Origin of the sequence: Oxynema aestuarii AP17 (genome assembly GCF_012295525.1) — a bacterium.
Classification (GTDB): Bacteria; Cyanobacteriota; Cyanobacteriia; order Cyanobacteriales; family Laspinemataceae; genus Oxynema; species Oxynema aestuarii.
Genome location: NZ_CP051167.1, coordinates 2,429,195 through 2,452,238 on the forward strand (window position 1 = coordinate 2,429,195; position 23,044 = coordinate 2,452,238).

19 protein-coding genes are annotated in these 23,044 nt (G+C 49.9%); 4 read left to right on the forward strand and 15 right to left on the reverse strand.

Annotation, left to right across the window (positions count from 1 at the left end; all coding sequences use genetic code 11):
- Positions 1-24 precede the first annotated feature (24 nt).
- The 3 genes from HCG48_RS09875 to HCG48_RS09885 form a co-directional block, all read right to left on the reverse strand.
- Positions 25-816, reverse strand: a complete 792-nt coding sequence (locus HCG48_RS09875; RefSeq protein ID WP_168569009.1) for a C39 family peptidase — start codon at positions 814-816, stop codon at positions 25-27.
- A 125-nt stretch (positions 817-941) separates the two neighbouring features.
- Positions 942-2,489: a C39 family peptidase gene (locus tag HCG48_RS09880; RefSeq protein WP_168569010.1), complete on the reverse strand. Its 1,548-nt coding sequence runs from the start codon at positions 2,487-2,489 to the stop codon at positions 942-944.
- A 242-nt stretch (positions 2,490-2,731) separates the two neighbouring features.
- On the reverse strand, positions 2,732-3,130 hold the full coding sequence (locus HCG48_RS09885; RefSeq protein ID WP_168569011.1) for a transposase: 399 nt from the start codon (positions 3,128-3,130) through the stop codon (positions 2,732-2,734).
- A 662-nt stretch (positions 3,131-3,792) separates the two neighbouring features.
- Between HCG48_RS09885 and HCG48_RS09890 the strand changes: the two genes are divergently transcribed.
- The 4 genes from HCG48_RS09890 to HCG48_RS09905 all read left to right on the forward strand — a co-directional run bounded on the left by HCG48_RS09890 (position 3,793) and on the right by HCG48_RS09905 (position 12,089).
- Complete coding sequence (locus HCG48_RS09890) at positions 3,793-4,788, forward strand: helix-turn-helix domain-containing protein (RefSeq protein WP_168569012.1); 996 nt, start codon at positions 3,793-3,795, stop codon at positions 4,786-4,788.
- A 47-nt stretch (positions 4,789-4,835) separates the two neighbouring features.
- Positions 4,836-5,735: a hypothetical protein gene (locus tag HCG48_RS09895; protein WP_246260010.1), complete on the forward strand. Its 900-nt coding sequence runs from the start codon at positions 4,836-4,838 to the stop codon at positions 5,733-5,735.
- 287 nt (positions 5,736-6,022) lie between these two features.
- On the forward strand, positions 6,023-7,852 hold the full coding sequence (locus HCG48_RS09900; RefSeq protein WP_168569013.1) for an aspartate kinase: 1,830 nt from the start codon (positions 6,023-6,025) through the stop codon (positions 7,850-7,852).
- 718 nt (positions 7,853-8,570) lie between these two features.
- A complete protein-coding gene (locus HCG48_RS09905) occupies positions 8,571-12,089 on the forward strand; it encodes an eCIS core domain-containing protein (protein WP_168569014.1) in 3,519 nt (1,172 codons plus the stop codon).
- A gap of 42 nt (positions 12,090-12,131) precedes the next feature.
- Here HCG48_RS09905 and HCG48_RS09910 read toward each other — a convergent pair whose 3' ends face one another.
- The 12 genes from HCG48_RS09910 to gifA (HCG48_RS09965) form a co-directional block, all read right to left on the reverse strand.
- Positions 12,132-12,767, reverse strand: coding sequence for a ThiF family adenylyltransferase (locus tag HCG48_RS09910; protein WP_168569015.1), 636 nt, complete (start codon positions 12,765-12,767; stop codon positions 12,132-12,134).
- 78 nt (positions 12,768-12,845) lie between these two features.
- Positions 12,846-13,688 carry a hypothetical protein gene (locus HCG48_RS09915; RefSeq protein ID WP_168569016.1) on the reverse strand — a complete coding sequence of 281 codons (843 nt, stop codon included), beginning with the start codon at positions 13,686-13,688 and terminating at the stop codon, positions 12,846-12,848.
- Positions 13,689-13,846: 158 nt separating this feature from the next.
- A complete protein-coding gene (locus tag HCG48_RS09920) occupies positions 13,847-14,281 on the reverse strand; it encodes an NUDIX domain-containing protein (protein WP_168569017.1) in 435 nt (144 codons plus the stop codon).
- Positions 14,282-14,336: 55 nt separating this feature from the next.
- A complete protein-coding gene (locus HCG48_RS09925; RefSeq protein ID WP_168569018.1) occupies positions 14,337-14,885 on the reverse strand; it encodes an RNA 2'-phosphotransferase in 549 nt (182 codons plus the stop codon).
- A gap of 283 nt (positions 14,886-15,168) precedes the next feature.
- A complete protein-coding gene (locus tag HCG48_RS09930) occupies positions 15,169-15,462 on the reverse strand; it encodes a hypothetical protein (RefSeq protein WP_168569019.1) in 294 nt (97 codons plus the stop codon).
- A 120-nt stretch (positions 15,463-15,582) separates the two neighbouring features.
- The gene (locus HCG48_RS09935) at positions 15,583-16,254 is read right to left on the reverse strand and encodes an eCIS core domain-containing protein (RefSeq protein ID WP_168569020.1); all 672 of its coding nucleotides are present in this window, start codon (positions 16,252-16,254) and stop codon (positions 15,583-15,585) included.
- A 392-nt stretch (positions 16,255-16,646) separates the two neighbouring features.
- Positions 16,647-17,534, reverse strand: coding sequence for a DUF4214 domain-containing protein (locus tag HCG48_RS09940; protein WP_168569021.1), 888 nt, complete (start codon positions 17,532-17,534; stop codon positions 16,647-16,649).
- 427 nt (positions 17,535-17,961) lie between these two features.
- Positions 17,962-18,900: a pentapeptide repeat-containing protein gene (locus HCG48_RS09945; RefSeq protein ID WP_168569022.1), complete on the reverse strand. Its 939-nt coding sequence runs from the start codon at positions 18,898-18,900 to the stop codon at positions 17,962-17,964.
- 102 nt (positions 18,901-19,002) lie between these two features.
- Positions 19,003-21,504: a PAS domain S-box protein gene (locus HCG48_RS27030; protein WP_168569023.1), complete on the reverse strand. Its 2,502-nt coding sequence runs from the start codon at positions 21,502-21,504 to the stop codon at positions 19,003-19,005.
- Between the two features lie 168 nt (positions 21,505-21,672).
- Positions 21,673-21,870: a hypothetical protein gene (locus HCG48_RS09955; RefSeq protein ID WP_168569024.1), complete on the reverse strand. Its 198-nt coding sequence runs from the start codon at positions 21,868-21,870 to the stop codon at positions 21,673-21,675.
- 420 nt (positions 21,871-22,290) lie between these two features.
- Positions 22,291-22,485, reverse strand: a complete 195-nt coding sequence (gene gifA / locus HCG48_RS09960; protein WP_168569025.1) for a glutamine synthetase inactivation factor IF7A — start codon at positions 22,483-22,485, stop codon at positions 22,291-22,293.
- Between the two features lie 52 nt (positions 22,486-22,537).
- Positions 22,538-22,732 (reverse strand): glutamine synthetase inactivation factor IF7A, encoded by a 195-nt coding sequence (gene gifA / locus HCG48_RS09965; protein WP_168569026.1) that lies wholly within the window; start codon positions 22,730-22,732, stop codon positions 22,538-22,540.
- Positions 22,733-23,044: the final 312 nt, after the last annotated feature.

Genomic DNA, 23,044 nt, shown 5'->3' on the forward strand with positions numbered 1-23,044 from the left:
CGACTTTTGGAGCGATCTCGGGCGTTATTTTGAGACGAAGTGAATCCAGTTGTCGCCATCGGGACCGCACAACTTTTTCATCATCCCGTAAGAATAAGTCAAGCCTTTGCCACTTACCGTGGTGTCATATCCCCAGGAGAACCACTCCCCGTAAGGATCGTTGACGATCCAACCTTTCTCGTTGTAGCCGACGATCGCAATGATATGACCCGATCGCGTGAACCACCCGTGAGAAATACACGGATTGCCCGCATCCAGCCACTTCTTGACATCCCCCCACTTCGCATCCGGCTGGAAATCATCCTTGTAGCCGTAAATTTGAATTAACTTCTGCAAATCCGTGGGCGAGTGGCGCGACAAGCCATTATTCAAGCAATATTCGTACAACTCATCTTCGAGTTGTTTCCCGTAAGAATTCTTCAACGGATGGTTGAAATACCCCAAACACATCGCCACGCAAGTCACGTTACACGACCCGTGCGGGTTATTGACGTTATCCAATTGGGTTAAATAGGGAACGGGCAGGTGAACCGTTTTCGGCTTCGTTTCCACCACCGTCGCCGTCGCCGTGCGCGTCGCCGTCGCTGCCGGGGCTGGCGTTACGGCAGTCGCCACCGCCGCCCCATTGCCCGAGGTGTCAATGGAATTGAGCGATAAATCCGGTTCGGGATTTCTCCAAATCTCGATAAACTCCGAATTGTTGCTCAACAATTCGGGATGGCTGCGTTCGAGTTCTTGCTGAAGGTATTGCAGCGCTTCGGCCTGGTGGGATGCATCTTCGTAATATTGGAAAACGTTAACCAGAGAAATACTCACGATCTCAATCCTCAAAATCTAAATGGTTCGCCCGGTTGTTGGGGGCAGTTCGCGAACCGCCCCTCCATGCCTGGTGCTGAAGCGGGCGAGTGGCCCGCCCTAGGGAGTCGATGCGATCGTGCGAGTTAGGGAATCGCACTTTGTAATTCCTGCACCACGGGCCAGAAGTGATCCCAACCGTTGAGACCGCCATTGACCGCACGACGTACCCCTTTCCAATCGCCTTCCATCGCGCGGCGATCGACTTCTCGTTCCCAGAAATACTCGACGAGAATTTTGGCGCCGACATCGGGATCTAACGCTAATTCGGGATTGTCTTCCAAAGGAACACCCAATTTTTGGCCGTAGTGACGGTAGTTGGCGCGACCCGTAATTTGGATAAAACCCCGTCCGTGATAGCGCACGCCGTCGCCGGGTTGGGTGTTGCCCAAATCCGATCGCCCTTCGTACATTTGATAAAAATAATCGTCCCCACCCCATTCGTTAATCGGTCGGAACCCTGCAGTTTCGACCCCAATCGTCGCCAAGGCGGCAATGACGGTGGGTTTGTTGAGAATCCCTTTGCCTTGGAGTCCGTTGAGAACTCCCGGAAGGTAAGTTTGAGCGTCACTGAGCGGACAATTGAGGATTTGCGCCGTCAGTTCGGGGGTGATAATTTGGCTCGCCGGATCGAAGCCGGGAACGTCTTTCGCTTGTATTAATTGTTTGGCCAAGTCGGAACCGATGGGATCGGCGGGGCATTTGAAGGCTTCGGCAAAGCGTTCGATCGCCGATTGGGTAATCGGTCCGAACTTGCCGTCAGCTTCTCCGGCGAGCAGGCGCAAGGTCCGCAGGCGAACTTGAATCTGCATCACCAGCGCTTCGTGTTGGCCGAGTTCTTTGAGGGAAACCGCTTTGCCACTGCTGTAAACATCTTGCAGTTTGATCGTCGATTTCGCCGGATTCGAGGAGTACGATGCGGTCGCGCTGGGTTTGCTCGAAGCGGTTTTCACGTTTTTACCGCCGGAGACGAAGTGAACCCAGTTATCGCCGTCGGGACCGCAAACGTTTTTCATCATCGCGTAAGTATAAGTCAACCCCGCGCCGCTACGGCTGGTGTCGTAGCCGGAGGAAGACCATTCCCCATAAGGATCGTTGACGAGCCACCCTTTTTCGTTGTAACCGATCAGGGTAACGATGTGACCCGATCGCGTGAACCAGCCGTGAGAAATACACGGATTCCCCCCTTCGAGCCATTTTTTGACGTCATCCCATTTGGCATCGGGACGAAAATCGTCTTCGTAACCGTAGAGTTTGAGGACTTTTTGCAGGTCGTGGGGAGAATGCCGCGACAAGCCGTGATCGAGCATGAAGCGGTAAAGTTCGTCTTCGAGTTGTTCTCCCGTGTTGGGGTTGCGTAAGGGATGGCCGAAGTATCCCATACACATCGACACGCTGGTGACGTTACACGACCCGTGCGGGTTGTTGACGTTGTCGAGTTGGCTCAGGTAAGGAACGTTGAGGCGAACCGTACTCGGTTGACTCGGTTTGCGCCAGAGTTTTAAAAATTCGCTCTGTTCGGAGAGCAACTCGGGACGGTGTTGCTTGATGAGTTCTTCGAGTCGTTGGACCGCTTTTTGTTGATGCGGCTCGCCTTGATAGTATTTGGCAACGTTGACGAGAGAAATGCTCATTAGATCTTTTCCTTGCTGACCGGGAAGGTGTTTTTAACGTGGGGGCGATCGCGTGAATCTTTAGAGGATTTGATGCTTTTTTTTGATTGTATGCAGCTCGATCCCGAGCGTCACTACCGCTAACTAGGACAGCTCATCTATTATCATCTTTTGTCATCTATCTCTGGGTAGAGGTTGAGGGAAAGATCCGGCCAGCACTGGAAGGCGATCGCCTCTGGAATGAGGGAGAGAACGACTTAGTTTTACTGTTGTTCTTCGTATTGCGCGCCAATCATTTGAAGGTCAATTTCGAGGAGAGAGTAAAGGAATTCTCGCTCTTCGATCGCCGCTTTGCGAATGCGCGCTATCATCGACGATGCCGTGTTTTTATTCACTTCTATTTCTCGTGCAAGCTGCCGCACGCTAATGTTTGTGGGCGAGTTAAGGACAAGATTGATGGCTCGAAACCATTTAGATAATTCAATATGTGTTTTATGAAATAACGTACCAACAGTTACGCTGTAGGAGGTAAAACACTGATTGCAATGATAGCGGTTTTCATTTTTTAAGGGAGTCGAGTTATCCGACCCACAATAGGGACAGGTGGGTTTGCCGTTCCATCGAATTTTTTCGAGAGACTCACTCAGATTGATACGATCCATTGCACCCAATTTAAAGATTGAAGATTTTGTCTCTAGTCAACTGGGCGATCGCCCATGACAAAATTTTCCTTTGCACGAACAACTCGCAATTTTCTCTTTCTTTAAAAGAGAGCGAGGCAAAGGATGAAACGCCGATCTCACCGTTGCCAACGATCGGTTTAAAACCGTCGTTGAAAAGCGGGGATTGCAGTTTCAACAAACATTAATTCAGTAAAGCAATTCACTAGAAAGGGAACAGGACACGATACACGATCGTGCTTACCCAAAGCCGAACTGTTGCGATCTCCCTATCCGTGGGGGGCTGAGTGCGTGACTGTCGCGATCGGAGTCGCAGACAGCGCGATCGGGGGTTCGCCCCCCATAACATACAAACAACATAATCTGTAATTTGTATGTTATAAGGGTAAAGTACACTGATTTGGGAGAAGTGTCAATTCACCATCGCATCCTTTGGGATGAAGATTTGGCGATCCGCATTTCCCAACCCCGGCATTGTCCGCACGTCCAGCAACCGGATCGGTCACCGTTGCAAGACTCGCCACTGCAAGGCTGCTGCACCGTTGGCTGGGAAGTAGGATCGTTCTCAAGGTGCATCTTGACCCATCAGCTTGCCTGCACGGGCACTCAAGCCGATTTACAAACCGTTGAGGACGATCGAGAAAGTGGTATCAGAAGAAAAAAGACAGAGATTTGCCCAATTACTCAAGTACATCCGGGCGAACGATGGCGTCAAACAGTTTGCCGCTCGTTTGAGCATCAAATTGCCGACGTATAGCGCTTGGGAAACGGCCCGCGCTTTTCCCAGCGAACCGATGTGGCTCAAACTCCTACCGCAGTTGTGCGAGTTGTCCGGTTTTGACGCGGAGAGTCTCGACCGCTACTTACGGGGCGATTACGAACTCAACGACCTCATCGAAGGCGCCGCGCAAACGGGAATGCAACCGAGAGCGAGACCGATTGTGACCCTGGCCAAATTTCGAGCGTGGTTGCAAACCCTATCGTGGGGGGAATCGCTCCAAGTGTTAAAAGATGTGACCGAGTGGCTGGCGGCTTTAAACCCGAATGCATCCGAGGCGAAACGGGGGACGAGTGCTGGTAGAGTCAAAGTCAATCCTGCTCTAGATTCCCCCCCAGATCGAACGGAGGCCATCGGCGCCGAGAACCCGGAAGCGATCGTCGAAACCGTACAGAGTTTACTCGATCGCCTCTCCCTCGAACAGATGGTGCAAGTGGACAACCACCTGCGCGATCGCATTTTTACTAAGTTGCAAACCCTCGGCTTACTCGAAACTCGACGCTATCAAAACAACCCGTTTTACCTGTTAATGGAAAACTACCGAATTAGCGAAGGGTTGAGTTACGAAAAATTCGAGGAAATGCTTTTAAAAGAAGGGCGAGAAGCGGGATTAGATCCCAAACGAACCGCTCAAGTTGTTCGCGGTCAGCTCTTGCCCAATAACCGAGAACTGCTCTGGATTGGTGTTTTTCTTAAGAAAAGCGATGGCAATCTTTACGATCACGAAGAATTAGTCGCCTTGCTCGACGGAAACGGAACGCGATCGGGCCATGCTCCAGACTCGTCTAACCAGGATTCTCCGGAACCCCACGCCGAAGGCGAGACTGTAGAAAAACACAAACACCACTACCATCACTGTTAGTTAACCGTTGGGGGATCGAACCGGGTCGATCCCTAATCGAAAAGAAAATGAGCGATCGTCCCGGTCACCGTCCCGACGGGAGTTTAAACACGATCGATCGAGTCGGTTTGGCGACGTACAAGTACACCGTATTTGTCAAAAAAGCTTCATTTGAGGGGTGCAAAATGTTGGGCTTTCATGGAGAAAATAGCGAATCGAGTCTCGAAAAAACATTTCAAAACAGTTCGGATTCCTTACTGTTTAAAGTGTTGTGTCAATTTGTCAGTTGCGAAATTCAAGAATCCCTGACAAGTACCCGGATCGGCTTGGATTCCGACGCCAAAACGATCCAGTTCGACTGTCCCAGTAAAGCGGGAGCCGCTCGCTTGCTGAGAATGTCCAATTCGATTGCTTTTGCAATTTACGGGGTTAAGGAAACTCTCAAACTCGGGTTTCTCCCTAAGTTGGAAATTCTCTGCAACGGGCAACCTTTTATCCCTCGGCTCAGTCCTGAAAAATTAGTCAGTGACAATTTTATGAGTTCGAGTAATGTGAATCATTCGATTTCTAGCGCCGAATTAGCCGATTTAGATTTAGATTTAAACGAGTTGTATCGCGATCGCGATCCCGTTTACATCACCCAAATGTTCGATCAAAAAGTTTTATTTGCTAACCAATCGGCTCTCCAATCGAACAATCGAGCTGCGGGAGAAATGGTCGGTAAAGAAATTACCGCCCTCTGGGACGACGATGTTTTAAGTCAATTAATCGGACGCTTGGAACGCGATCGCCAACTGTGGCAGTACAGTTATCCCGGCTATCGTTGGTCGCGCGATCCTAACTCGCGGATCTGGCGGCGCGATCGCTATATGTTCGTCGCCAATTACAAACTGGTCGAATTTCTCGGTTCGATCTGTCGCTTCTGCGTGATTACTTCCGCAGAAAAAATTCAAACTCCCGTATTTTGATTTGAGCGACTGTTTATAAAGTAGGGGTTTGGTCACCAAACCCCTACAAAGCACCATAGACTGTCGAAAGCGTTGGGGTAACCTGATGGCAACCATCTGTCATTTGATGCTCCGCCTCTTGCCTTCCCCCTTCACTCTCGAACAAATTCCAAAATCAAACGGTTCCCGAGCCGTCGGTTCTGTTAATTTGTTTTAGATTGATGTTTAATAGCTCCGGTACCTCCGCGACCCGTTTTCCCTGACAAACGCTCGCGGCGATCTTCCGAAGCGAAAGTGGGTTAAGAGTTATGGCGCTAATAGTCCAGAAATACGGTGGCACCTCCGTTGGGTCGGTCGAACGCATTCAAGCCGTCGCCCAGCGCGTTGTCAATACAGTGAAAGCGGGAAACTCCGTGGTGGTGGTCGTTTCCGCAATGGGAAAAACCACCGACGGGTTAGTTAAATTAGCCAAAGACATTTCCGCCAACCCGTCCCGGCGAGAAATGGATATGTTACTGTCCACGGGGGAACAAGTTTCGATCGCCCTGTTGAGCATGGCCGTGCAGGAACTGGGTCAGCCTGCAATCTCGATGACAGGCGCTCAAGTCGGAATTGTCACGGAAGCCGAACATACCCGGGCGCGGATCTTGCAAATCGAAACTCAACGACTCGAAGAACAACTCGACGCCGGAAAAGTCGTCGTCGTTGCTGGATTCCAAGGGATCGCCAGTCGGCAAAGCTTGGAAATTACCACCCTCGGGCGCGGCGGTTCCGATACCTCGGCGGTCGCCCTCGCGGCAGCCCTCCAAGCCGATCGCTGCGAAATTTATACCGACGTTCCCGGGATTTTAACCGCCGACCCGCGCTTGGTTCCCGACGCCCAGTTGATGGAAGAGATCACCTGCGACGAAATGCTCGAACTCGCCAGCTTGGGCGCCAAGGTCCTCCACCCGCGCGCGGTGGAAATTGCCCGCAATTACGGGGTGATGTTGGTGGTGCGTTCCAGTTGGACGGACGATCCGGGGACGCGGGTGGTCTCGGGAGTTCCCCAAAGCCGTCCGTTACAAGGTTTAGAACTGGTTCATCCGGTCGATGGGGTCGAATTTGACAGCGATCAGGCAAAGGTGGCGCTGTTGCGGGTTCCGGATCGTCCCGGGGTCGCTGCCAGTTTGTTCGGCGAAATCGGTCGGCAAGATTTAGATGTGGATTTGATCGTGCAGTCGATTCACGAAGGCAATACGAACGATATTGCGTTTACCGTGAATCGGCGTTTTCTCAATCAAGCGCAGGCGGTGGCGGAGGCGATCGCCCCGACCCTGAGATCGCACCCGAGTGCGGCGCCGGAAGAAGCGGAAGTCTTCGTTCAAGGGGATATCGCTAAAATTAGTATCGCCGGGGCCGGGATGATCGGGCGTCCGGGGGTTGCGGCGGAAATGTTCGCCGCCCTCGCTAAAGCGGGAATTAACTTACAGATGATTTCAACCTCTGAAGTCAAAGTCAGTTGCGCGATCGACGTCAAAGATGGCGATCGCGCGATCGCCACTTTGTGCGATACTTTTGAGGTCAGTTGTTCGTCACTTCCCGCCGCCGAAACCGCCCCGGTCGCGCCGAGGTTATCTACCGCCGAACTCCCCCCGGTGCGTGGGGTGGCCCTCGATCGCAACCAAGCGCGACTCGCCATCCGCCACGTTCCGGACCGTCCCGGGATGGCGGCGAAACTGTTCGGACTGCTCGCCGAGAAAAATATCAGCGTCGATACGATCATTCAGTCCCAACGCTGTCGCATCGTCAACGGTATTCCGACCCGCGATATTGCCTTTACGGTTAATGAGAATGACGCCAAGGACGCCCGGGAAACCTTGACCCCCCTCGTTCGCGAACTCGGGTGTGGCGAAATCGTCGTAGACGAGGCGATCGCCAAAGTCAGCGTCGTCGGTTCGGGAATGGAACACCATCCCGGGGTGGCGGCGCGGATGTTCGAGGCACTTTCGGCCCATCAGATCAACATTCAAATGATTACGACTTCGGAAATTAAAATTAGCTGCGTGGTCGATCGCGACCTCGGCCCCCAAGCCTTGCAAGTCGTCCACGCTGCTTTTAATTTGGCCGGGTCGCAAAAGGTGGAAGTTCCGGCGTAAGGATCGAATGGCGGATTAATACTCTGTTGGTAGCGATCGTCACTATTTCTCTTTGGCGGGCAAAATGCCCGCCTTATTATTGGCGGGCGATCCGATCTCGAATAGCGCTGAAAAAGTCGCCGAATTTTGTAACTTTATATCAAAAAATCTTAAGTTTAAAGGGGTTTTGAGGCGATCGCGAGGGGAAAAACCCTATTTTGAGAGGGGGCGATCGCTATTTTTCCCTTGAATCGTTAAAAGAACCACCAAAGATCGCTGCTTCAAGTCAATCTTAACAATTGACCGATCGCCGAGTTCGTGTTATAAACTCAGACAAATAGGGCTTTTAACAAATCAAAAAAATTGCCTGCATTCTTGTCAGCAGGCCAAGCATAATTTCAGGAAAGCTACATTGCGATCGCAAAACAACGACAGTGGGCCATTATTGGCATGATTTGAGTCATTTTCAAAAAATGTCTCGAAGATTGTACGTACAGGATTTTGCTCTGCTATGCAAGACATTTAGATCCCCCTAAATCCCCCTTAAAAAGGGGGACTTTGCTCGATCCTCCTAACCCCCCTTTGAAAGGGGAGCGAAGGGGGGTTAGGGGAGATCGGCACTGTACCTCATCAGACGCCCGAGTGCTGTATTGGCAATCATTGTCATCAAAATCAATTCAATTGCTGTTAAAAATCCAGTCTCGGTAACGGGATTGAGTTTCAAATAGGATCGATCGTAATGGGTAACATGAGAACCGGGCAATCATCTTCCTGGAAGCCTCCAATTCAAGCAAAAGCATCACCGCAAATCTCACCGCCAATTCCCGTTGAAAATGACCCTCAATCCGGGGAGGCGATCGGCCAAATGCCCCCCTTTGAACCCCTCGGCGCCGATTGGGCCGAACGTCATCCCTTAATGCGAAGCTTGGCGGGCGATCGCCCCAACCCGCCAGTCAACGGACATCCGGTTCCCCAGGCGAAACTCTCCGTCGGCGAAGCGGGCGATCGTTACGAACAACAAGCGGATCGCGTCGCCCGTCAAGTCGTCAGTCGCCTCAACGCCCCAACACCGTCAGTTCAAACTCAGAGTCAATTTGCGATCGCCCCGACCCCAGAAATTACCGTCATGCGAAACGGGACGGAGAACGCCAATTCGCAAAATCTCAGCGCCAATGTCGAGCAGAATATTCAAAATTCTCAAGGAACTGGCAAGCGTTTAGAAGAGGGGATCCGCGAACCGATGGAACGGGAATTTAACGCCGATTTTGGAGGCGTAAAAATTCATGCCGATGGTAACTCCGATCGCCTCAATCGTTCCCTCAACGCCCGCGCCTTTACCACCGGACAAGACATTTATTTTAAACAAGGGGAATACAACCCCAGTAATCCCCAAGGACAAGAATTACTCGCCCACGAATTAACCCACGTCGTCCAACAAAACGGCAGCCAAGTGAGGCGATCGCCCCAAATTCAAAACACCTCAACCCCCCTCATTCAAACCAAACCCGCCCTCATTCACCATCGCAAAGGACCGGAAAAACAAGATTACGCCCGAATTTATCAAAAACAGGCCAAAGGCTTTCAAGCGATCGGTCGGGTGGACAACGACACCAAAATAGAAATTGGGAACGAAACCGAACTTTATCACAACGAAGTTTACGTCAAAATTAACGATCCACAATACGAGGGGAAGTGGATCAAAAATAGCAACTTATACTACCTCCATCCCGCCGACAGTGGCGACGAAGCGACTACCGACACCGATCGCGTTTACCGCCAATTATTGCTGCTCAACCAAGCCTGGAATGATTGGAAAGCGGCCATGCAAAACAGCTTATCCGCCCAATCCGTCAAGCAGCTCGTCCAAGAAGAGTTAGGGGTTACTAAACTCAAAAAAGTCCCCAAAAAACAGAGAACTGCCGAAATTCAGAAAATCATTAAATACGTCCGCAGCGCCAAGAAAGAAACTCCAGTTATAGAAAAAGAAGCTTACAAAAAATACAAACAACTTCAAAAAGAAACCGCCACCCTTTTACTGGAAGTCCAAGGTAGCGATGATTTTGATGACGCACAAGTGGCGATCGTTCAAGACGCTTACCAACAAGTCATCGAATTACCGGAAGTTGCCGATCGCGCGATCCGGCTTCGAGAATTTGTCCCGGTCAAATCCGGCGCCGCCAAAGCAATTTCCGACGCCCTAGAAAAGCGGACGGCACTGCTTGCTGGAACCGTTTCTTCTGCCGAATTGCAATTAGAATTCGGTCTGAGTTTGGGACTCCCTATTGTCAAAATCGAACCGACCCTCACCATCGGCGGCAAACTATGGGTCGCCCAAGACCGCAAATTCCGCGCTAAAACCTCCGTTAATTTTAACGTCGCTTTTAAAGTTTCTGCCTTAAATAAAGAAGCGTTTAAACTGGCGGGAGATATCTTTGGAGCCGATATCGATGTTTACGACAATCCCCAACAGTGGATTGATGCAAAAGCCGATAAAATTGCCCGTTTTTATGTCAAATTAAAACATTTAGCCGCTTCGGCAATGAGCGATCCCACCCTTTATAATGAAACTGCCGAAGAGTTTGGTTTAGCCGAACAAGGACAGGATATCGCCAGCCCACCTGGAACACGACCAAATGTTAAAGTCATCGGTGGTGGTGCCGCCGTTACCGGTAGTATTCCCAGCGTCGTCAGTGCGGGAATTAGCGGCACGAAACAAGCGTTACACTCGCGCAAACCCCCGAAGGCTAAAGGCTATGAAGGGAAAGTTTTAAAAGGCAAACAAGTTATTTTTAAAGGAACCCTAGCCACCCCTGCATTTAACGGATCGGTGACCGCAACTTGGACGACAAATCACCTCAATCCACTCAATGACGGCAGTACAATTGACGTTCAAATTGATGGGTTTCCAGTGGAAGCTGTCGGCAGTCCGCAAGGAAGTTTTACAGCACAAATTTCGACCTTTTTATTCAAAAATGGCGATCCTTCTATGTCATTTGAAGGACTCTTAACCAGTGGCGATTACGAAAGTGCTACGGAAGGAATCACCAGTGCGGTGAATAGTTGGGCAGATAATTTAGGGAAGAGTGCCGCACAAGCGTTATCCACCAAGATTGGAGTGAAACGCAAAGCCGGACTGGAATTGCGCTGGCAAAAACCCCCTGAATTTAGCAGCTACAAACTGCAATATCTCAAAACTTTCAAAATGGAACAGCTTTCGGTCAGTCAAACTGTGCCGACGGGAACGCCGGGAGTCGATATTAAGTTTGGCATGAAAGCGAAGCGTTACGATGCGAGTAGTGAATTGATTTTTGCTAACGGTTTGCCCTATTTAATGCAAACCTATGGCGGTTTAAAAGCTTGGGGAAAACAGAAGGAAAAATGGGAAGAGTATAAAAAACAACACGATCTCGATCTGAAAGGAATTTTCAAGCATATTCGGGAAGTCAGTGCGGAAAAATCTGATGATGAAGTCATTGCCGAACTGCTGCCAAATATGACGAATCCGAAGCCTTTTTTGAATGCGGTTAAAGGGGGTAATTCGACTCAGGCGATCGCGGAAATGGAAAAAATGTTTGATGCCTCGATCGCGCAGAAAGTCGAAACACAAAAAGAACAGTGGGAAGTGGAGGACCCCGAAGCCGCCAAGGCCGCAGCATCTCAAGAAGCGAACGCCAGTCCAGAACAGGAACAAGAACAGGATAAAGCAGAAGCAGAAAACGAACAACAAGCTTTAGAAAATGAACAATTAATTCAAACTTTATTAGACGATCCCAGAACGTTTGAAGCTTACGAAAAAGACCTGTTACTCTCGGGAAGTAGTGGCGGCAAATGGGCCGATCATTATGAAATTGCTGCGGTGGCTAAAGGACTCGGGGCAAGGCTGCAAATGCATCAATTAAACGGTAAAACTACCAAGCCGTTAAGTACTTATGGAAATGGCGAACCGACGTACCATTTACTGGTTGAAGGAAACTTACATTATGCCGCTTTGATCGAGTCGCAACAAGGAACGATCGCGATCGGTAATGAGTCTTACAAACGGGTACCCATTCCGCCGGATGGGGATTGTTTTTATGCTTCTGTGTCAACAGCTTCGTGGGAAGACATCGCAGGTTTGCGTCAGCTAGCGTTACAAAATATGAGTGCGGGCGATCGCAAGGCTTCGATAACTTCTGCGCTGCGATCGCTCGCGTTAGGGGATAGTACGGGAATTGGGGTGAATTTAAAAACCTTCTACGAAGGGTTTTTTGAAGTGTAGGATTGTGGAAAGTTCATCCAATCGGAGATCGTTAATGCGGGGCTAATACGGGGCGATCGCCAAATCTGCCAAAGTCACGGTTAAGTTTTTCCGTTCTCCGGTTGCAACAAAAGTCACCAGCGTTTCGCAGGCGATCGCCACCGTTAGGGTGACTAAATTGCGGGCTAGCGGATAGTCACAAATATCGTCATTACTTGGAGAAGGAACGCGATAATTTTCATTCCAAATAATTTCGGCATAGTCACTAGCCATCCCAATATGTAACCCGGGAATCTTGGTGCGATCGCAGTAATCTTTGACCGCTTGACGGGCGATGCTATTGTCAAAGGTATCGACAATTACACGGGTTTTTGAGTCGATTAAATCGCCACTATTTTCCGACGTTAATTCCTTCGTTTTGGCATTAATTTTAATACCGATCGCCCGATACAAACTGTTGGCGAGAATCTTGGCTTTAAAAGCACCGATATCGGAACGGTAATAGGGTTGAGTGGATAAATTGCGCTCTTCCACGCGATCGCGATCGATGGTTGAAAGCTGCGAAAATCCCATACGCGCCAAACTTTCAGTTAAATTCGCGCCCAACGCCCCCGCGCCGCAAACCGTCACCGGAAACGATCGCATTCTTGCCATTATTTCCGGCGTTCTGTACAGTTGTTCGTGAAAGAAAATAGACATGATTCGCTGATTTTAACAGGTTTAGTACGAGGCGATCGCTGGTTTGATTAACGCTGATGAACGGCCAATTTCCCGACCTCAATCTCGATATTCGATGACGCCGACGAGGGAATGCAAATCAAAATCGCGATCGCGTCCACTCAAGCAAATCCCCGAACTGACCACGGTGAGGTCACTTTTGGCGATCGCGCTGGTATGGCGTTCGCCGTCACCCGTCAGCCAATCCACGGTCCAAAAGTCCTCGTGGCGATCCTCAAACCGAATTAATTCGCCGCCACCGACGCGCAACGCTTCGCGCAAACGGCCTTCATCGCGCCGTCGCTGCCAGTGTTCGTCAAATTCGGGGGTTTTTTGGGTCACGAGGTCGTAAACCGTCCGCATTTCCGGTGTCATCCCCTTAAATTTGAGATTTTTTGGGGCGGTCAATTGGGTTAAATTTTCTCTCAACGTCTCACAAAAGATCGGATCGGCGCGGCGATCGATCGCCTCAAACCAGAAACGCGCCCCATCCCAACGGGCGACAATCGTTTCAAAGCGATCGCCTTCTTCTACTAAATATATCGGAACGGGTTTCGCACTGCCGATCCGTTGGCGCGCGTCGGACTCGTTTGCCGGATACGCCAACCAAGTTCGCCGCGTCAGGGGGTAGGCTAAATGCAGGCGCATCGGCGCGAGGCGATCGAGATAAGCGTCGATTTGGAATAAATCTGCCGTTTCAACGAGTTCAGCTTCTTTCTCATTTTTGGCTTTAAAAATGCCCCATCCTTCAAAATCGGACGGTTGAATCAAAAAAGAATAAACGATTCCTGCAACGCGAGTGCAAACCCGTCCCCCACTGACACAAGGGGCGAGAAATTCGGTCTGTTGCAGTTGATTTTCTGCGGCAGCGAGTTGATTAATTAATTTACGGATATCTGTCATTTTTAGCGATCGTTATCTGATTTGAGTTTAATGTAAGCCGTGGAGCCTTTAAAGGGTTTGCTTAAGAGCCAGTAAGATGGTTCCACTCCCAGCACTTGGGCTGAAATTTCTTCCCTATTTAAATGTCGAACAAGTTGTTTAACAAGTTGTTTAACAAGTTATTTAATTTTCCGATAGGAAAAATGGGTTTCGACCTTTTTTAAAAGCGGGTCGATCGTTCGGGGTTGAATTTGATGGGGTGGATTCCACTGCATCCAGATAAAATCGTCGTGTTCGCAGGGGTGAATTTCGATAGGTTTTTGGAGCCACCCTAGAAAGATAATAAGCGTTTTCTCAACGGTCTGTCCTCCATGTCTTTTATAGTTTTTGACTTGATAAACTTCATGAAAACGAAAGGTCGGATCGAGGGCGATCGCCTCGGCGGGAATGGCAGTTTCTTCGTAAAGTTCGCGTAGGGCACAAGTTAATTCATCTTCTCCCGCTTCGAGATGACCTTTTGGCAAGTCGTAACGATTCGGCTTGACCATTAATAAAAAACTGGTTTGCGGTAGGTTTTGCATGACTAAAACACCGCACGATTTCACTTTAAGCATTGTCGATTTATCCCCATTGAGGATAATTTTTTAAAACCCAATAAAATAACCAAAGTTAAGGCAATTGGCTCAAGTAGATCGGCGGAACGGCATCGACGAGCCAAACGCCGTTTTCGGAACGATAAAATTGATAAGAATTACGATACATTTGGGCGCTATCAATGCTAAAAATAACGGGTTTTCCATGTCTCATTCCTACTTGACGAGCCGTTTCGCGATCGCCGGACAAGTGAACGTGATGGCGTGACATTTTGAGCAAGCCTTTTGCTAAAATAGAGGCCACGAAGCGATCGCCTGTTCCGTGATAAAGAAGATCGGGAGGAATTTGCGGAGTGAGTTGCAAGTCGATCGCGATACTATGTCCTTGATTGGCGCGAATTCTTTCCCCAGATTCATCGAATGAAAACCGTTGTTTATTGTTATTTTTAACAACAATTTCTAATTCTTCGCGAGTTATCAAAAACCCATGTTTCTCGGCGAGGCTTAAAAGCTCTTCAACGCCAACCCAGCCCCCGAGTTGTATCGATAAACCAATTTTTTCGGGTTTATGTCGCAAATGATAGCTGAGATATTTGCTAATTTGAGTTACACGAGAATTGTCCATCGATCGATTGAGGTATTTGTGTACATTTGAAGTTATTTAAGTCAGTGTTTTAGAATCGCTGGGATTGTTTTTTATTAAACCAAGTTCGATCGTTTTTTTGTCGTTATGAGGTCTACGGAATCAATCGGTGATGATTCGTTAGTTAAGGCAATTAGAAACTGCTTTAAACGGCTATGTTAATTCGTCGTTGAGATCGCAAACAATGCCCTCAGATCGATGGATCTGGGGCATTGTTTCTTGAATAAATTTTAACGAGCCGAACTGGAGATCGAGAAAGATCGCCTTATTGGACAATTCCGGTACATAGAGGACAGGTGCATCCGGAACGGGCATTAAATCGGTGTTCGGCGCGATCGCCCGGGCGAAAATTGGGAGTGTTGACGTGGGTGCGATCGCCCCAAACGCCAGCCAGATCGCCGCTTACTTGCGATAAATCGATCGCGGAGTGGGACACGGGAGTCGCCGTGGGGACGGAAGGCGCGGCGAAGGCGACCAAGGGTTTGAACAAAGCGACAATGGCGCCGATCGCGATCGCGATCGCCACGGCGATCGGGTGGGACAGTTTGAAAAGTTTCATACTCGTAGAAAAAAAATAGACGAACGTCCTTAAATTGTTTGAAGAAAACCAATAAAAAGGGTTCCTTAAAAGTTTAACACTATTATCGCGATCGCCTAGGGCCGTCGGTTGCCCGGTCTTTTAGTGAGAATGGTCGTGGTGGCTGCGATCGTGGGTTTCGATTTGTTCTGAAAGCCAGCGAGCAAACTCTTTTTCTAAGGTAAAGGCTTCTTGTTCTAATTTATTCTCTCGATAGTTTTCATTCGCTCTTTTATATTCTTTAAAATATTCATATCCAAATTTTCCTAAACTGCCGAGTTCTTCGTATTGTTGGCAGTGGGTCAGTTCGTGGGCGAGGAGAACAATTTGCTGTAAATCTCCCGGTTGGTAGGGTTGTTTGATATAAATTTTATTGCCGTAAACTTGCGCGTTGGACTGACCGACATTAATTTTAAAACTGGCAGCGACCCAATCTTCCATCAGGGTTGCATCGTAAACCACTTCCACGCGATCGACGAGATCGCCAAAGTAGGGTCTCAAGAATTGTTTTTGCGTTTCGTCGAGGGGTTGGGGGCGAGTATTGTTGGATTCGATCACTTGCGCCGCCGCTTGATAGGCGATCGCCCCCATTTGTCCCCACGCTTTTTCTAACAAGGGTTTGGGCATTTTGCCCCGACAGAGTTGCCCGCCGACGGTTGCGGAAGGGGGACAGGAAGAGACGCGGGGTCGAACGTCACGATGATAGAAGGTGACGCTGAAGATCGTCAGCCCGAGAAATGCACCAAAAAGTTTAATGGGATGGGAGGTTTGCATGACCTCAAAGATTACTTAATCGTCTCTATTTATAGTTTTTCTTCCATTGATGTAATGCCCCCGGACAAAAAGAGTTTTGAATCAATTCAAAATGAATTAAATCCGAAAAATCACCTAGAGCGATCGCTTTTAAAGCTTTTTTAAAAAGCAAAATTAATTCAAACAGATAGGTGATTTATTTTCTCAAAAATTGTTCCCGCGCATCGATCGAAACGATCGATGCAACAGAAACAACTCTTTCAATGAATCCGAGAATTGGGCTGACACGGACCAACTCTCATGGTATGGCAACCCTCTTGTTGCTGAGAGTTTGTTCTCTTTGAGTTGAATTCACTCAAAAATCGTAGACTGAGGGCGATCGCCTCGACCCTTACCCTTCCCCTGGGTAGCAGCTACCGGGGGCGTCTGCGTCGCGCTTCGTCGCTATTTTCGATATCGCGGCGAATGTCGCGCAAACTTCTCCCTCGGGCCAGGGCTTTTCTATAGGTTCTCAGCCCGCTACGATCGGCGTTGCGACCCAAAACTTCTCGATAAATGCGGTTGATGGCCCGTTCGGCTTCGTCGCTGTAGGCGATATCTTCGCGAACTTTTTCTAAATCCCAACCGCGCGCTAAGGCGCGTTGGTAGGTATCCATTCCCCGGCGGTCCGGTTCGCGGTCGAGCACGTCTTCATAAATTTCTTCGATCGCGTCTTCGGCGTCGCGACTGTAGGCGATATCTTCCCGAACGCGATCGAGGCTCCAACCGCGTTCGAGGGCTTCGACATAATCGCGAGTGACGCGCAAACTGGGACGGCGATCGAGCATTTCGCGATAAAGGCGGCTGACTTGTTCTTCCCAGCGTCGTTGTTGGCTTTCTTGCGCTTGCAGGTAGGCGCGCTGACTCGCCCGCGAACGGGAAACGACCTCGTAAATTTCGTCTGCCGCGCGATCGCATTCGGACAGGGCCGGATTGGTGAGGGCGGCGGTTCTGCCGTAAGCGCGAACGCACTCGTCTTCGAGTTGCTCGAAAAAGGCCAAATCGCAGCGATCTTTATCGCTTCCCGCTTGGTTGTAGCAATCGTCAAGTTCCCTACAGGCGCGAACGAAGCGGGCGGCGCGATCGGAATGACTCGACGGCGCGCGGTAGAGATCGGGTAAGTTCAAGCTCGCCGTCCAACTGCCTCGGGCTTCACAGCTTTGCCCTGCGGAGGCGGGTTCGGGGACGGCCACGGTGAGGGCGGACGCGATCGCGATCGCCGAGACCAAACTCAATCGGGTCCATATCTTGACTGACTTCATCGATATTCTCTCCAATCACGACGGTCAGCGAGAGAATCCAAGCTCGCGTTTCAGGCCCCACCCCACCCTTGCGATCTCCCGATCCGAGAGCAATTCACCCATCAATTTTCCCCAAGATTGATGACTTTCGCTGACAAACAGTTGTTCCGCCTTTGTTTCAGACGGTTCCTCAATCTCTTTGCACGGTTCGCGCAAGGCGATCGGTAAAGAACGCAAAATTTTTTTGTGGGCAGAGTTTTAAGCTGACCGATCGATGTTTTCCTAACTCATTTCTCCGGTTAATTCTACCAATAAGAGGTCGTCTTTCTAACCCCTCTTAAACAGACCTTAAACAGAGCTTAGCCCCGATTGTCTCGGAAGACACACGACGACCCGTGTGCTACTCCCCCCTTCCCCTTCCCGACTCCCCACGCTCAGCCGTTCCCCATCAGGGACATTTCCCCTTTTTTCCATCGGGCAGAAGCGCGTCACACAGATTTGCTCCCGTCAAATTAATATCCTCGACAATGGCATCGGTGAGAATCGCATTCGTCAAGCTCGCTCCCGTCAAGTTCGTGCGCGTCAAATTCGCTTCTTTTAAATTCGCTCCATTCAAATTCGCCCCGCTTAAATCGGCATCGCTCAAATCAGCCCGTTCTAAATCGGCTTTTTCTAAAAACGCCCCTTGTAAACTGGTATTGCTCAAATTGGCATCGCGCAAGCTGACCCCTTGCATCAGTGCCCCGCGCAACATCGCCCCGCGTAAATTGGCTTGTCTGAGACTGGCACTGTTGAGATTGGTGCCGTTGAGATTGGCTTTCGTAAAATTGACGCCGACCAACTCCGCCCCGGTTAAATTGGTGCCCACTAACTGCGCTTTGGTCAGGTTCGCCCCTTCCATGTAGATGCGGGCCAAATCCGTACCACTGAGGTTCGCTTCCTCTAAATTGGCATTGCCCAAATCGATCAAAAATAAGTTAGCGCCGAGCAGTTGGGCGCCGATCAAACTCGCCCCACTCAAATTGGTTCCGGTCAGATTGGCCCCGGTCAGATCCGATCGCTCCAAATTGGCATCGCTCAGATTCGATCCGGTTAAATCGGCAGCTCTCAAGTCAGTTTCCCTCAAATTGGCGGCAGACAGGTTCGTACTGCTGATGTCCGCTCCAATTAAATTAGCGCGGCTGAGATTGACTCCGATCAGGTCGCAGGCTTGACATTGATTGAGATCGAGTAAGCGTTGGAGATCGGCGGGGTTTTGGGCGTCGGCGACGGATCGTAGCCCCAGACTGGCGGCGAGAGTCCAAACGGCGATCGCCGTCCTCCGACGGAGAACCCGACTCGACGAAGGGATAAATGTTTTCACGGAGAGAAGATCTTGGATCTGCATAAAGAGGGCAACCTATGGAGTCCCGTAGTGCATCATAGCTTCACTTTTATGGACTTCCGCACCCTTGAGGTCCGATTTCTCCCAGAATTCCAGGATTTCCGGTCACATTGCTTTTTGGTGCGATCGCCCCGCCAGGGCCATCCCTTGAGCTTTGAGATCCACAACCTGATTGGGCAAGTAAACCCGAAAAGACGACCCTTTACCCAGTTCGCTCTCGACGCTAATATATCCGCCCATTAACTGGCAAAAATGACGGCCAATGGCCAAGCCTAACCCGGTTCCGCCATATTTGCGCGTGGTCGAGACATCCGCTTGCATGAACGGCTCGAAAATGCGCTCGATCTGCTCCTCGCTCATACCAATGCCCGTATCGGCGACCTCGAATACAATCGCCCCCACCCCATCCACCCGACCGACGCCGCCCCAAGCGCGATTTTGCTTCGCAGACGCTTCGCGAACGCCCTCCCATTGTGCGACCCGATCGATGCGTAGAGAAATACGACCCGATTCGGTAAATTTTGCCGCATTACTAATCAGGTTGAGTAAAATTTGCTGAACTTTGGTCAAATCGGCGTGCATTGTCCCTAAATGCGGGTCGCATTCCACCTCGAAGACATTCCCATTTTTCTCGATTAACGGTTGCGTTGAGGTGACGACGACATCCACTAAGCTGGCAATATCGAAAGTTTCGAGATACAGACCCATTTGACCCGCTTCGATTTTAGAAATATCGAGGATATCGTTAATTAAATTCAGTAAATGCTTGCCAGATTTGCGGATTTTATCCAAATCGGGAATTAAATCTTCATACCCCAAGTCCTCGGCTTCTTCTTCGAGCATTTCACTATAGCCGACGATCGCGTTGAGGGGCGTTCGCAATTCGTGACTCATATTCGCTAAAAAGGTACTTTTAGCGCGATTGGCCGCTTCCGCCCGCTCTTTGGCGGTGCGCAAAGCTTCGAGAACTTTGAGGCGCTTGCTGCTTTCTTCTTGCAAGAGATTGGCCGCCCGGGTGAGTTCCGCAGTGCGTTCTTCGACTCGTTTTTCTAGCTCGTTGTGGGCTTTTTGCAAGGCGATTTCTGCCCGTTTGCGATCGCTGATATCGGTCGCAATGCCACAGACGGCATAAGGATAGCCGGATTCGTCGTAAAGGGGGAATTTATGAGAAATATAGGTATGTTCCCCATCCACGTGGGCGATCGCTTCTTCTAATTCCAAAGGAACGCCCAATTGCAAAACTCGACGCTCTCGTTCCCAAATGGTTTGGGCTTGTTCGCGAGGAAATAAATCGAAATCGGTTTTTCCTAAAATGTCCTGGCGCGATCGCTCCAATAGGGTTTCGTAACGACGGTTGACTAATAAGTAACGCCCTTGCAAATCTTTCAGATAGATCGTGGCGTTGGAATTGTCGAGAATCGCCTGCAAGCGGGCTTCACTTTCCCGTAACGCCGCTTCCGCTTGCTTGCGTTCGCTAATATCTTCGACCATCGCCAAACCGTAGGCAATGCTGCCGTCGCGATCGCGCAATCCGGTATAAGTCACCCGCGCCCAGCGAATTCTACCATTGCGCTCGACGAGTCGTTTTTCAATTTCATAACTTTCGATTTCTCCGGCCATCACCCGCTCGATATACGGTCTTTCTTTCTCTCGATCCTCTACATGAGTGAGGTCTTCTAGAGTGAGCTGGCTAAATTCCGAAGGGTTGTAACCGAGGAGGCGGCGAAATGTGCGATTTACATGAGAGATTTGGGCGCGATCGCCTTCGCATAACACCATCGAGATCGGACAGTCATTAAAAATGCGGCGAAACCGTTCTTCACTCTCGCGCAAGGCGCGTTCCGCCTGTTTGCGATCGCTGATATCGCGGACGATCGCCTGCAACACCTTGCGTCCGCCGACTTCCATCGTCGTCAGCGAAACTTCTGCCGGAAATTGAGACCCGTCCACCCGTCGGTGCAGCCACTCAAACGAACAACTCCCCATCTCCAACGCCATCTCGATATACTCCCGCGCCAAACTCAGCGAGTCCCGTCCGTTCGGTTGCATCGGCGGCGAAAACTCGCTCGGATGCTTCCCGCAAAAGCGATCGAGGGATTCGCAACCGAACAGTTTCAAGGTGGCCCGGTTGCAGTCGAAAAAAGAATCTTCATCGAGCAACATCACTGCATCTCGGGTAGCTTCGTAGAGTTGCCGAAATTTCCGCTCCGATAACTGAACGCATTCGAGATAGCGCGTCTCGACGGCGGGGAGTAAGCTGGCGTCTTCAACCGGACGCACTACGGCGTATAGGTTCCCTTCTTCCGATTGCGCGAACCGCCAGACTAAGCGCATGTAATGTCCGTGTTTGTGGCGGTAGCGGATCTCGAAAAATCCCGGCGATCGCCCTTTGTGGCGACGGGTGATTTGAGCGATTTGTTCGAGGGTATCGGCAATATCGTCGGGGTGAACCCAGTCTAACCAACGGTGCGATCGCAACTCCGACTCCGTCCATCCCAAGGTCTTTTCCCACGCCGGATTGACTTGTTGAAAATATCCTCGGGTATCGATAATTCCAAACAAATCCGGCGAAAGATTGAAAAAGACTTTATATTCTAAATTTTCCATTGCCAATGTTGCCCTGGTTTTAAATCAGTTTATTCGTTACTTTTTCGCTTCAACTCCACTGCAGATACGACCCTTGTTTGATTTTAGATTTGAACCCTTCGATGAGAGCGCCGAGATTATAAACTCTAGATTGTAGATTTCCGATTGCAATAGTTGAGGTGACCCACGTCACAAAAGGCGATCGCGAAGTCCCAAGCAGGCGCGATCGCCCTTTCCCGAACACGAAGGCTTTTCTCTCTCCGAAAATTCACTCGATCCGCCCTCTTGTCCGTCCTCACTCCCGTTAACGCGCTCCGGCGATCCTTCCATCGATCGCGCCAACCCCAACCGAATCCCCCACGTTCTCGGTCTGTCGCCATCCACCATTCGGTCAGGAAATCCTCACCATAGTCCTGAAGCAATCCAACCCGATCTTATCGTCCGTCGGGCGATCGGGACTCCGATTCGCTCAAAATCCCCCCGTTCGCGATTTTGAAACCATTCACCCAAGATGTTGAGCTGGTTTCATTCGCCACTTCAACCCAGTGAATTACTCCGAACGTTTCCAGGCCGGATGGGTTCCACACGGGTGACGACCGCGTTCGATTATTTTGTATCCAAAAAATGCTTAATTTAATGCTTAATTTTCCCCATCAATTCTCAAACTTAAAGGACGTTCCTCTGTAAAGAAGAACGTCCTCAGTTGGCAATGTATCGGTCAACGAATCGATCGAATCGATGCCAGTTTATGGGGGCGGAAACTGACAAGATTCGGACGCGAATTCAACTTTTCTCGAATCCTAGGGATTAGCTCATCGTCGAATGGGAGCGATCGTAGGATTCGCGGAAACTCGGATTCGGTTTACCTTGAATATTGCTCCAATAATCGGTCGGATCGACTCCGACTTCTTCGGCACTTCGGCTTAACATTGATTGCTGCCGATTTTTGATCGTGTGGTGGTGGCGCATCATTAAAGCTCGGGCGCGATCTTGCATAGACATTTTCCCATTCTCCTGTTTTCAAATCATTTCAATAGTTAACGGTCTCAAGGCTTTAGCTCATCGTCGAACGGGAGCGATCGTAAGACGTTTCAAATTCAGAAAGGGGTTTCCCTTGAATGGTCGTCCAATATTCTCCGGGATCGATACCAACTTCTTCGGCACTGCGGCACAACATCGATTGCTGTCGATTCTTAATCATGTGATGGTGACGCATCATTAAAGCTCGGGCGCGATCTTGCAAAGACATTTTTTGATTCTCCTGATGTTATTGATGATTTTTGGTGGTTTTTTTCTGCTCTGTAATCACTATACAATAGAATTCTGTAAAAAATGATACAGAAACGTCAATCTTAACAAAAATTCATTATTTGGGGGTGCATCAGTTGAAATGCATATCTGGTAAGCGTTTGAGAGAGATCTTGGATCTTCGAGAACGCTCCAGTTTTGGGGGAAGGGCAGCGATCGCCCGGGGATCGCTAGACGGTGGGGGGTTGCTTCGGGCGATCGCGCAGTCCTTCGCCGTCGGTCTGGATGGGGTATTTATTCACTTTTTAATTGC